Genomic DNA, 11,664 nt, shown 5'->3' on the forward strand with positions numbered 1-11,664 from the left:
TGGGGAAGAGGGATCTTTTCTTATTTTCTATATATTAAAACATCTTGGGGAAAGATTTATGATACAAATATAACAAATAATTGTGAAAATTTTGTGACTTTATTAGGAAAAATTTATCTTTTTAAAAATTTTAATTTTGTTTCTTGAAACACAATTGCTATAAAAATTAATAAACATCCTATTATCATCTGCTTTGTCATTCTCTCATCTAAATAATAAACTGCAAAAATTGATCCAAAAGCTGATTGCAAAGTTAAAATTAATGCTGTACTTGTAGAGGAAATATATCTTTGAACAATATTCTGTATAGCAAATGGAATTATTGTACTTATGATTACTAAATACCCTAAAGTCCATTTTATTTCTGGTAGTACTGTAAAATTATATCCCTCTTTTACTCCAGTTAAAATTATAAATAAAACTGCTGTTGTTATAAATTGAATAATTGTAAGAAGTATAGGATCTGAATCTCCACTGTATTTTTCAATAGCTATCATATGAGCTGCAAAGAAAAAAGAACAACAACCTGCTACAAGATCCCAAAGATTAAATACTGCTCCCTTTTCCATTGTTAAAAAAGCTAATCCGATAGTTGCTAAAATAGCTCCTACTATTGCATATCTATCTAACTTTGTTTTATTAATAATCCAAGATAAAAAAGGAACTATCAATACATATGCCCCTACTATAAAGGAGAATTTTGAAGCTGTTGTAAATCTTATACTTACTATTAAGAAATAAAAAGCTAAAAACATAAATATTCCTATTATTATTCCCCTTTTCAAATCTACACCTTTTATTGTTTTAAATTTTTTTAAATACATCAAACTTAAAATAAGTGCTGAAAACCCAAATCTAAACATCATAAGGGAAAAAGGTTGAATAATGCTTAATGTATCTTTTATCACTGCATAAGTTGTCCCCCAAACTAATGCTACCACTGCTAATACTATAGAAGCTATAACCTCTATTTTTCTATTTCTCTCCATATCTACACCCTATTTTTCTAACCCTTTTATATAAAGAAGAAATCCTGTTTCATCACAATTAAATTTTTCCTTTTTAAACATAGCTGATGATGATAGATTTTCTCTCTTTACAAGTCCTGTTATTGTATCTATACCATTTTCTTTGGCTATATCTTGAGCAAATTTTAATAGCTCCTGCCCTATCCCTTTATTTTGCCACTCTTTTCTCACAGCTATTAAATCTACCCAAACCCCATCATAATGCAGATTTGCCACAAATAATAGCCCTAGATAGCCTATTGGAATATCTCTTTTATACTTTACATATAATTCATACTGTCTGTTTTTTTCTAACCGTTTACAAAGAGTCTCTACATCACAATCAATATCTTTAAAAGATTCATTGTCAATAATCATAACATCTTCTAACATTTCAATTGTTCCATCAAATTTTTTTATCATTTTATCACCCCTTAGCCTCAGTATAGAATATTTTCTTATATTTAGCAATAATAAAAAAAACTCCTCTACCTCATTAAACTAAGATAGAAGAGTTATTTTTAATCATCTATTTGCCTAATTATTTTTACTTCTCATTTTAAAGAAGAACAGTACAGCAAATACCATAATTATTCCAGCTGGAAGTGCTAATAGTAAACTTCTTGTATATCCTACTATTATGTAAGATATAAATGAAATCCCTGCTACTGTTAAAGCATAAGGCAACTGAGTATAAACATGGTTTACATGGTTACTTTGTGCCCCTGCTGATGCCATAATTGTTGTATCAGAGATAGGTGAGCAGTGATCTCCACAAACAGCTCCTGCCATACATGCTGAAATAGCTATAATCATCATTTGAGGATCACTTTCAAATACTGCAACAACAATAGGAATTAAGATTCCAAATGTTCCCCATGATGTTCCAGTTGCAAATGCAAGTCCACAACCTACAACAAATATAATAGCTGGTAACATATTCATCAATCCTGCTGCTGAAGTTTGCATCATTCCTGCTACATATGGAGCTGCTCCTAAGCTATCTGTCATAGCTTTTAGTGTCCATGCAAATGTTAGTATCATAATAGCTGGTACCATTGCTTTAAATCCTTCTGGAATACAGTTCATACAAGTTGTGAATGAAAGAACTTTTCTTACTGAATAAAAAGCTATTGTTATTATTAAAGCAACTATACTTCCTAAAGCTAACCCTACAGAAGCATCACTATTAGAGAAAGCTTCTACAAAGCTAGATCCACTGAAGAATCCACCACTATATATCATTCCAGTTACACAACAGATAATTAATAATATAACTGGAACAACTAAATCATATACTGTTCCATTTAAATTTCCCTCAGCATCTTTTGTAACAAATGAACGATCTGCTGTTGTAAATAGATCCCCATTTGCTGCATTGGCTTCATGTTTTTTCATTGGACCATAATCTACTCCTAATATAACTAAAAGAACTAACATTGTTATAGTTAAAAGTGCATAGAAGTTATATGGAATTGCATTGATAAACACTGAAAAACCATCTTCTCCTGGAACAAATCCTGTTACTGCTGCTGCCCAAGATGAAATTGGAGCAATGATACATACTGGTGCTGCTGTTGAGTCAATTATATAAGCAAGTTTTGCACGAGATACATTGTGTTTATCTGTTACAGGACGCATTACACTTCCTACTGTTAAACAGTTAAAATAGTCATCTACAAATATTAATACTCCTAATAGGATTGTAGCTAATTGTGCCCCTACACGTGATTTTATTCTTTTACTTGCCCATTGTCCAAATGCCCTTGATCCTCCAGCTGCATTCATAAGACAAACCATTCCACCAAGAATAACTAAAAATATCAATATCCCAACATTGTATGAGTCTGCTAAAACTTTTACTAATCCATCTTGTAAAATATGTGTCATAGTAGTTTCAAATTGAAATCCTGAATAGAAAAGCCCTCCAACTACTATCCCTATAAATAGAGAACTATACACCTCTTTTGTAATCAATGCCAATACAATAGCAACTATTGGTGGTACTAACGACCAGAAAGTTGAATATAATGCTGGTTGATATGCTGCCTCTTCAGCAAATAACCCAGTTGAAAACATGAGGAATAATCCCCCTACCATTGATGTTGCTCTTAAAAATCTGTTTCTCATAAAAAATGCCCCCATTTTGTAAAATATTCTAGTAGTACAAATAAAAAAGCCACGAATTAATTCTTGAAGATACACAAAAATTAACTCATGGTAATTATATTTTCACAAGATAGAAAAATATTATAATTTACTATGATAGCTCTCCACAGATTGTGACAGTCCAATACATATTATATATTGTCCCAGAATATTTACAGTTGTGTCTGTAAAAACCCTTCGGCAACCTCTCCTTTCTTTGAAAACGATACACAAATCTTGTTTTCAAATACTCTTAGATTATGCAACCTCTATCTTCGTACACTACTATTTAATTGATGTCTTATTATATTACTTGTCAGTTATCTTGTCAACTGTTTTATGAAAATTTTTTTCATTTTTTTCACTATATAAAAACTTTATTATTAAAAACAGCCTGATATTTATCAGGCTGTTTTCATATATTAAGTGTGATTGTTGGTTAATTATTTATCAGAAATAGATTCTACTCCTGGAAGTTTTTTACCTTCTAGGTATTCTAGAGATGCTCCTCCACCAGTAGAGATGTGAGTGAATTTATCTGCATATCCTAAGCTTATAGCTGCAGCTGCAGAGTCTCCTCCTCCGATTATAGTTGTTGCATTTTGAAGATTTGCAATAGCTTCACATACTCCGATAGTTCCTTTAGCGTAGTTAGGCATTTCAAATACTCCCATAGGTCCATTCCATACTACAGTTTTTGCTCCGTTGATTTCTTTTGCAAATAGTTCAACAGTTCCAGCTCCAACGTCTAGTCCCATTTCGTCAGCAGGAATTTCATCTACTGATACAGTTTTGTGTGGTGCATCGTTGTTAAATTCTTTTGCTACAACAGCATCTATTGGAAGAACTAATTTTCCATTAGCTTTTGCTAATAGATCCTTAGCTAAATCAATTTTATCTTCTTCAACTAATGAAGTTCCTGTATTTTTTCCTAAAGCTCTAAGGAAAGTGAACATCATAGCTCCTCCAACTAGAACTTTATCAGCTTTTACTAATAGGTTTTCTATAACTCCTATTTTATCAGAAACTTTTGCTCCTCCTAAGATTGCTACTAGAGGTCTTTCTGGAGAGTCAACTGCTCCTCCGATGAATTTAATTTCTTTTTCCATTAGGAATCCTGCCGCAGTTTTTCCTTCTCCGATGTTAGCTGCGATTCCAACGTTTGAAGCGTGAGCTCTATGAGCTGTTCCAAATGCATCATTAACAAATAGATCTCCTAAAGATGCCCAGTATTTTCCTAATTCAGGATCATTTTTAGATTCTTTTTTACCATCTAGATCTTCGAATCTTGTGTTTTCGAACATCATGATTTCTCCATCTTTAAGTTCTGCTACTGCAGCTTCTAATTCTGCTCCTCTTGTAGCTGGAACAAATTTAACTGTTTGTCCTAGGTGCTCTGCTAATCTTTCAGCAACAACTTTTAAAGATTTTTTAGCTAAATCTTCTTCAGTTTTAACTTTTCCTAAGTGAGAGAAAGCTATTACTCTTCCTCCGTTTTCTAATACATATTTTATAGTTGGTAATGCTGCAACTATTCTATTTTCATCAGTGATTTTTCCATCTTTCATAGGTACGTTAAAGTCAACTCTCATTAGAACTTTTTTTCCTTTAACGTCTAAATCTGTAACTATTTTTTTAGCCATTTATTTCAATCCTCCAATTGTCATTTTTAAAAATAGCGGAACTTAACAAGCTCCGCTATTCATTTTCTATTTAGTTATTCTCAATATTCTAGTAATTATTTAGATAATTCTACGAATTTTTTAAGAGTTCTGATTAATTGAGAAGTGTAAGACATTTCGTTGTCATACCAAGCAACAGTTTTAACTAGTTGTTTGTCTCCTACTGTCATAACTTTAGTTTGAGTAGCATCAAATAGTGATCCATAGTTGATTCCGATGATATCGCTTGATACTAATGGTTCTTCAGTGTATCCGAAAGATTCAGTTGCAGCAGCTTTCATAGCAGCGTTAACTTCTTCTACAGTTACTGGTTTTTCAAGAACTGTTACTAATTCAGTGATTGATCCAGTGATTACTGGTACTCTTTGAGCAGCTCCATCTAATTTTCCTTTTAATTCAGGGATAACAAGTCCGATTGCTTTTGCAGCTCCAGTTGTGTTAGGAACGATGTTTGCAGCAGCAGCTCTAGCTCTTCTGAAATCTCCTTTTCTGTGTGGACCATCTAGTGTGTTTTGGTCATTTGTATATGCGTGGATAGTAGTCATTAATCCTTCTACGATTCCAAAGTTATCTTGTAATGCTTTAGCCATAGGTGCTAAACAGTTAGTTGTACAAGAAGCTCCTGAAATAACTGTTTCAGTTCCATCTAGGATGTTGTCGTTTACATTGTAAACTATTGTTTTAAGATCTCCAGTTGCTGGTGCAGAAATAACAACTTTTTTAGCTCCTGCTTCAATGTGAGCTTCTGCTTTTTCTTTTTTAGTGAAGAATCCAGTACATTCTAGAACTACGTCTACTCCTAGATCTCCCCATGGTAAGTTTTTAGGATCAGCTTGTGCGAAAGTTTTGATTGTGTGTCCGTTTACTACGAAAGCATCTTCTTGAACTTCGATAGTTCCATCGAATCTTCCTTGAGCTGAGTCATATTTAAATAGGTGAGCTAGCATGTGTGCATCTGTTAAGTCGTTGATTGCTACTACATCAAACTCTGGGTTTCCTACCATTAATCTTAATGCTAATCTTCCAATTCTTCCAAATCCGTTAATTGCTACTTTAACTGCCATTTGTTTCCCTCCTGAATTTTAATTTATTTTAATTTTTATTTTATACTGTAATCTGTGTTATGTTTTATTTTATATATACAACTATATAATAACTTTTCCTCTTTGTCAATTAATATGGGTGAACTAATTTTAATCTTTTTACGTTCATTTTTTTAGCTTGCTAACATTTTTAAAAACTTTAGTTACTCTTATATTTTTTACTTCTCAACTTCTAATAAAAATATTCTTTTTAATATTCAACTTATCTTTTCTCTAATAATTCTTTCATATCTTCTGGTAAGTCAATTTCCACAGTTATCATTTTTCCTGTTTCAACATCTGTAAACTCTGTTTTATATGAATGTAACATCTGTCTTTTAGCTCTCTTATCCTCTCCACCATAAAGTTCATCTCCCAATAGTGGATATCCTTCCAGTGCCATATGTGCTCTTATTTGGTGAGTTCTTCCTGTCAAAAGTTCAGCCTCAATTAAAGTTAGATTTTCCTCTTCAAATCTCTTTACAACTTTTATTTTAGTCTGTGCCTCTTGTCCCCCCTCTTCTACTGTGAGCTCTCTTCTTCTTAATTCATCTCCAACTTTTCCAATAGGTCTATCTATTAAAAATTCATCTTTTTCTACAATTCCTTTTACTATTGCTTTATAAAACTTATTTACTGTTCCCTTTTCTTGTAAAAAAGATTGAGCATAAGAGTTTTTAGCTACAATTATAAGCCCAGATGTATTCATGTCCAATCTGTTAAAAAATCTTGGTACCATTATTTTTCCAGTTGTTTTTAAAAAATAATTTACAACTCCATTGGCAAGAGTTTTATCAACTTTCTTTTGAGTAGGATGAACAATTATATATGGATCTTTATCTATCAAAAGCACATTTTTATCTTCATAAGCAACTTTGATAGGAATCTCCATAGGTTTTATCCCTGTTTCTTTATCCTTTTCTTTTATTAAAACTCTATTTAATTTTCTAACTTTCTTACTATTATTTTTTACTCTTTTTCCATTTAGATATATCTCTAAATTTCTTAATCCTCTTCCTGAATATCCCTTTGTCTCCTTTAAATATGTTCCTATCTCATATCCATCATACTCAGGTTCTATTATAAATTTTTTCATAAACTTCCTTTCATTATTCTATGGTTTTATTTATATTTTACTATATTTGCTAAAAAAGATAAATAATATCTTTAACAACTCTTCCCAATTAAATTATTTCTGATTAATAAAATTTTTCTCTATAAATTGAATATATCAATATAATTAATTTCTTAAATTTATAATTTGAATGTGGTTTCCCTTCAAAAACTAATAATCTTATTAAATTTTCATCTATTATATTATATAATATAGTATAGGGGAAAATTTTTGATAGTTAGTTAAAATAAAATATTTAAGGAGAATAAGATGGAATTAAATGATCTTGTAGTTTTTGGGATCTCTCATCATGAATTAAATACCAATGAGAGAGAAGCTTTTATTCAACAGATGCCTGAAACTATAATACATGAACTATTTCAAGAGAAAAAATTAAATGGATATGTTAATCTTTCTACTTGTTTAAGAGTAGAATTTTATCTTGATATCAATGAAAATTTTTCTATGGATGAACTTTTAGATAAATTTTCTTTAAAAAAAGGTATTTTTATAAAACATGGGGAAGAGGCTGCAGATTATCTTTTTAAAGTTAGTTGTGGCTTTTTTTCTGTTATAAAGGGAGAAGATCAAATTTTAGCTCAAATAAAAAAAGCTCATGCCTTAGCTATGGAGCAAGAAACAACTTCAAAAATATTGAATATTGTTTTCAATAAAGCTATTGATTTAGGTAAAAAATTCAGAACTCAAAGTATGATATGTCACAATGCTTTATCATTAGAAGCTATCTCTCTTAAATTTATAAAAGAGTCTATTGGATTTTTAAATGATAAAAAGATATTAATTCTTGGAGTTGGAGATTTAGCTCAAGCTATTCTTTATCTTTTAGTAAAAGAGGGTGTAAAAGATATCACTATTACAAATAGAACTTATCATAAGGCTCTTGAAGTTCAAAGTGTCTTTGATGTAAATGTAATAAACTTTGAGAAAAAATATCTTGCTGCTGCTGAAAATGATGTAATAATCAGTGCTACTTCAGCACCTCATCTAGTATTAACTAAAGAGGAGTTACTTCCACTTTTAAACAGAGATAAAAAATATACTTTCCTTGATTTAGCTATGCCTAGAGATATTGATCCTGAACTTTCTTCAGAAGAAAATATAGATCTATTTAATCTTGATGATATTTGGAAAGTGTACAACAAAAATTTAAAAACTAGAGATGAACTTATGGAAAGTTATAGTTTTTTAATTGATAAACAGATGGTTAACTTAAAAAAATGGTTTCAATATTATGAAGAAAGGAAAATTTAATAATGGCAAAAAAGATTGTAATTGGTAGTAGAGGAAGTATTTTGGCTATGGCTCAAAGTGAAATGATAAAAAAGAGATTAGAAGCTAACTTCCCTGAAATAGAATTTGAAATAAAAAAAATTGTTACAAGTGGAGATACTGACTTAGTTAGTAACTGGAATAACAGTGATAAGTCTCTTAAAAGTTTCTTCACTAAAGAGATAGAAGTTGAACTTTTAAATGGAACTATTGATTTAGCAGTTCACTCTATGAAGGATATGCCTGCTGTTTCTCCTGCTGGATTAATTTGTGGAGCTGTTCCTGATAGAGAAGATAATAGAGATGTTTTAGTTTCTAAAAGTGGGAAAACTTTGATGGAACTTCCTGCTGGAGCTATTGTTGGAACAAGCTCTTTAAGAAGAACTATGAATCTTAAAAATTTAAGAGATGATCTTGTAATAAAACAACTTAGAGGAAATATTCACACTAGATTAAATAAACTGAAAAATGATGATTATGATGCTATTCTTCTTGCAGCTGCTGGTTTAAAAAGAGTAGGGTTAGAAAGTGAAATAACTGAATATCTTGATCCTAATAAATTTCTTCCTGCTCCTGCTCAAGGAGTTTTATATATTCAATGTAGAGAAAACGATGAAGAGATTAAAAATATTTTAAAATCTATTCACAATGAAGAAATTGCTAAAGTAGTTGCTATTGAAAGAGAATTTTCAAAAATCTTTGATGGTGGTTGTCACACTCCTATGGGTTGCAACTGTGAATTAAATGGAGATTTAGTAACATTAAATGGTATCTTCTTTGATGGGGACAAAGGTTATTGTGACTCTATAACTGCAAATATCAATGAGGGAATTAAAATTGCTCAAAAACTAGCTGGAGAGATAAAGGAGAAAATAAATGGCTAATAAAGGAAAAGTTTATATAATGGGAGCTGGTCCTGGAGATCTTGAACTTCTTACATTAAAAGGAAAAAGAGCTATTGAAGAGGCTGATTGTATAGTTTACGACAGACTTATCAATCCTCGTATTCTTGATTTTGCTAAAAAAGATGCTGAGATGATATATCTAGGTAAAGGAAACACAGAGGGTGGAGTTATTCAAGATGAAATCAATAGAACTATTGTAACTAAAGCTCTTGAAGGAAAGACAGTTGCTAGAGTTAAAGGTGGAGATCCTTTTGTATTTGGAAGAGGTGGAGAGGAAATTCAATCTCTTTTTGATAATGGAATCTCTTTTGAAGTTATCCCTGGAATCACATCTTCTATATCCGTTCCTGCTTATGCTGGAATCCCTGTAACTCATAGAGGTGTAGCTAGATCTTTCCATGTCTTCACTGGACATACTATGGAAGATGGAACATGGCATAATTTTGAGGCTATTGCAAAACTTGAAGGAACATTAGTTTTCTTAATGGGAATAAAAACTTTACCAATTATTGTAAGTGACTTAGTTAAAAATGGAAAAAATCCTGAAACTCCTGTTGCTATTATAGAAAAAGGAGCTACTGCTGATCAAAGAGTTACTGTTGGTACTTTAGAAAATATAATTGAAAAAGCTAAAGAGAGAAAAATTGTACCACCTGCTATAACTATTATTGGAGAAGTAGTTAATCTTAGAGAAACTTTTAAATGGTTTGAAGATAAAAATCTATTTGGTAAAAAAATTCTTGTTACTAGAGATAAAAATCAAGCTGGAGAGTTTTCAAATAAGATAGAAAAAATGGGTGGAGTTGCAGTGGAACTTCCTTTTATAGAGATAGAATCTGTTCTATCTAAAGTTACTTCTGAAGATTTAAAAGAATATTCTGCTCTACTATTTAACTCACCTAATGGAGTTAGAGAGTTTATGAAAAAAATAGATGACATTAGATCTCTAGCTCATCTTAAAATTGGTGCAGTTGGAAGTAAAACAAAGGAGCTTTTAGAAGAGTATAAGATAAAAGCTGACTTTATGCCTGAAGAGTATATGGTATCAAAATTAGCTGAGCTTTCTCTTGAATATACAAAAGCTGGAGAAAAGATTCTTATTATAACTTCTGATATCTCTCCTTGTGATACTGATAAATTTAACTCTATGTATGATAGAGAGTTTCATAAAATAGTTGCTTATAATACTAAGAAAATAATCAGAGAAAAAGATGAAGTTATTAAGGTTTTAAATAAAGTTGAAGTAGTTACTTTCTTGAGTTCTTCTACAGTAGATGCTTTTTATGCAAGTATAGATGGAGATTTAGAATGTGTTAAAAATATAAAATTTGCCTCAATAGGTCCTGTTACAAGTGAAACTATGAGAAAATATGGTTTCTCAGTAGATTATGAAGCAAAAGTTTATGATATTAATGGTATCTTAGATGCCTTAAAATAGGAGATGAAAATTTATGTTTACAAGAACTAGAAGATTAAGAAGTTCAAAAGCTATGAGAGATATGGTTAGAAATGTCTCAATAAAATTAAGTGATTTTATCTATCCGCTTTTTATTGAAGAGGGAAATAATATAAAAGAGGAGATCTCTTCAATGCCTGGACAATATAGATGGTCTATTGATAGAGTTGGAGAGGAGTTAACAGAGCTTAAAGAGTTAGGAATCACTTCTATTTTACTTTTTGGTATCCCTGCTCATAAAGACCCAGTAGGTTCTGGAGCTTATGCTGATAATGGAATAGTTCAAGAGGCTATTAGATACATTAAGAAAAACTTCCCAGAGTTTCTAATTGTTACAGATGTTTGTATGTGTGAATATACTTCTCATGGACACTGTGGAATACTTGATGGTTGTGAAGTTGTCAATGATGAAACTTTAAAATATATAGCTAAAACTGCTCTTTCTCACGTTAAAGCTGGAGCTGATATTGTTGCTCCTTCAGATATGATGGATGGAAGAATCTTAGCTATCAGAAATATCTTAGATGAAAATGGATATGTAAATACTCCTATAATGGCATATAGTGCTAAATACTCATCTAACTATTATGGTCCTTTTAGAGAAGCTGCTGATTCTGCTCCTAGTTTTGGAGACAGAAAAACATATCAAATGGATTTTAGAAGTTCAAAAGAGTATTTTAGAGAGGTTGAAGCTGATATTGCAGAGGGTGCTGACTTTATAATGGTTAAACCTGCTCTTGCTTATCTTGATGTAGTTCAAGCTATCTCAAATATTGATCTTCCAGTCGTAGCTTACAATGTAAGTGGAGAGTATTCAATGGTTAAAGCCGCTGCTCAAAATGGTTGGATAAATGAAAAAGGAATTGTAATGGAAAATATGTTTGCTATGAAAAGAGCTGGTGTTGATATTATAATTACTTACCATGCTAAAGATATAGCTAAATGGTATAAAAATAAAGAAGTAGAATTTTAGTGGAGGA

General features: G+C 31.1%; 10 protein-coding genes. 4 read left to right on the top strand and 6 right to left on the bottom strand.

The annotated features are described in order from the left end of the window. Positions 1-113: 113 nt before the first annotated feature. The 6 genes from I6E31_03985 to I6E31_04010 all read right to left on the bottom strand — a co-directional run bounded on the left by I6E31_03985 (position 114) and on the right by I6E31_04010 (position 7,015). Positions 114-989, bottom strand: a complete 876-nt coding sequence (locus I6E31_03985; GenBank protein ID MCF2639127.1) for a DMT family transporter — start codon at positions 987-989, stop codon at positions 114-116. A gap of 9 nt (positions 990-998) precedes the next feature. Then, positions 999-1,430 (bottom strand): GNAT family N-acetyltransferase, encoded by a 432-nt coding sequence (locus I6E31_03990; GenBank protein MCF2639128.1) that lies wholly within the window; start codon positions 1,428-1,430, stop codon positions 999-1,001. 114 nt (positions 1,431-1,544) lie between these two features. After that, entirely contained in the window at positions 1,545-3,152 is a 1,608-nt protein-coding gene (locus I6E31_03995) for a Na+/H+ antiporter NhaC family protein (GenBank protein ID MCF2639129.1), read from the bottom strand. A 446-nt stretch (positions 3,153-3,598) separates the two neighbouring features. Continuing rightward, the gene (locus I6E31_04000) at positions 3,599-4,798 is read right to left on the bottom strand and encodes a phosphoglycerate kinase (protein MCF2639130.1); all 1,200 of its coding nucleotides are present in this window, start codon (positions 4,796-4,798) and stop codon (positions 3,599-3,601) included. A 95-nt stretch (positions 4,799-4,893) separates the two neighbouring features. Next, positions 4,894-5,901 carry a type I glyceraldehyde-3-phosphate dehydrogenase gene (gene gap, locus I6E31_04005; GenBank protein ID MCF2639131.1) on the bottom strand — a complete coding sequence of 336 codons (1,008 nt, stop codon included), beginning with the start codon at positions 5,899-5,901 and terminating at the stop codon, positions 4,894-4,896. 241 nt (positions 5,902-6,142) lie between these two features. Further along, complete coding sequence (locus tag I6E31_04010; GenBank protein ID MCF2639132.1) at positions 6,143-7,015, bottom strand: RluA family pseudouridine synthase; 873 nt, start codon at positions 7,013-7,015, stop codon at positions 6,143-6,145. Between the two features lie 288 nt (positions 7,016-7,303). Between I6E31_04010 and hemA the strand changes: the two genes are divergently transcribed. From hemA to hemB, 4 genes are read left to right on the top strand one after another with little or no spacing between them, the layout of a single operon-like run. Then, the gene (hemA, locus tag I6E31_04015) at positions 7,304-8,305 is read left to right on the top strand and encodes a glutamyl-tRNA reductase (GenBank protein ID MCF2639133.1); all 1,002 of its coding nucleotides are present in this window, start codon (positions 7,304-7,306) and stop codon (positions 8,303-8,305) included. Positions 8,306-8,307: 2 nt separating this feature from the next. Then, entirely contained in the window at positions 8,308-9,207 is a 900-nt protein-coding gene (gene hemC, locus I6E31_04020; GenBank protein MCF2639134.1) for a hydroxymethylbilane synthase, read from the top strand. Further along, the gene (gene cobA, locus I6E31_04025; GenBank protein MCF2639135.1) at positions 9,200-10,666 is read left to right on the top strand and encodes a uroporphyrinogen-III C-methyltransferase; all 1,467 of its coding nucleotides are present in this window, start codon (positions 9,200-9,202) and stop codon (positions 10,664-10,666) included. The genes hemC and cobA overlap by 8 nt, the downstream gene beginning before the upstream one ends. Positions 10,667-10,679: 13 nt before the next feature. Continuing rightward, the gene (gene hemB, locus I6E31_04030) at positions 10,680-11,657 is read left to right on the top strand and encodes a porphobilinogen synthase (GenBank protein MCF2639136.1); all 978 of its coding nucleotides are present in this window, start codon (positions 10,680-10,682) and stop codon (positions 11,655-11,657) included. Positions 11,658-11,664 lie beyond the last annotated feature (7 nt).

The sequence above is a fragment of the Fusobacterium varium genome (assembly GCA_021531615.1).
GTDB lineage: Bacteria > Fusobacteriota > Fusobacteriia > Fusobacteriales > Fusobacteriaceae > Fusobacterium_A > Fusobacterium_A varium_C.